Here is a 585-nt window from a genome sequence, read left to right as displayed (position 1 = left end):
CAGGGAAAAGGCTTGATAGTTTGAGTACAAAATGTTATCATACACTTAGAGTACAAATTGTAATCTTATATGAGGAGGCTGATATTCTTGCATCAAATAACGGAATATGAATTGGAACTGATGAAAATCATATGGGCAAACGGCAATAAAGCTTTATATGCAGATATTGCAAAAGCACTGGAGGACAGGGGAACGCCCTGGACGAAAAATACAATTATTACATTATCTTCCAGACTGATTGCCAAAGGTTTTTTGAAAACGGCCAAGATCGGGCGCCGAAATGAATATATCGCCATCGTTTCCGAATCGTCGTATCAGACGGCACAGGCGGAGACCTTCCTGGAGAAAATCTATGAGGGCAATGCAAAAGGGCTTGTATCCACATTAATTGAAAAGGATCTGCTTTCTGCTGAAGATATGGAAGATTTGAGAAGATATTGGGAGGGGGAGAGAGCGGTAAATGACCGAGATCCTAAAAACCGTATTGTCCCTTTCCCTGTCCGGCTCCCTGTTAATACTCCTTCTGTTTCTGCTCCGTCCGGTGATTAAGGAGCGGCTGAGCAAGCGGTGGCAATACTATATTTG

The 585-nt window shown here is 42.7% G+C and carries 1 pseudogene; it reads left to right on the top strand.

The annotated features are described in order from the left end of the window. Positions 1–69: 69 nt before the first annotated feature. Positions 70–447, top strand: a pseudogene (locus NE664_12820) (BlaI/MecI/CopY family transcriptional regulator). The last annotated feature ends 138 nt before the right edge of the window (positions 448–585 follow it).

Source organism: Anaerotignum faecicola (genome assembly GCA_024460105.1).
Classification (GTDB): domain Bacteria; phylum Bacillota; class Clostridia; order Lachnospirales; family Anaerotignaceae; genus JANFXS01.
The sequence above is the reverse complement of the archived record's forward strand: the minus strand, read 5'-3'. Positions and strand labels throughout refer to the sequence as shown.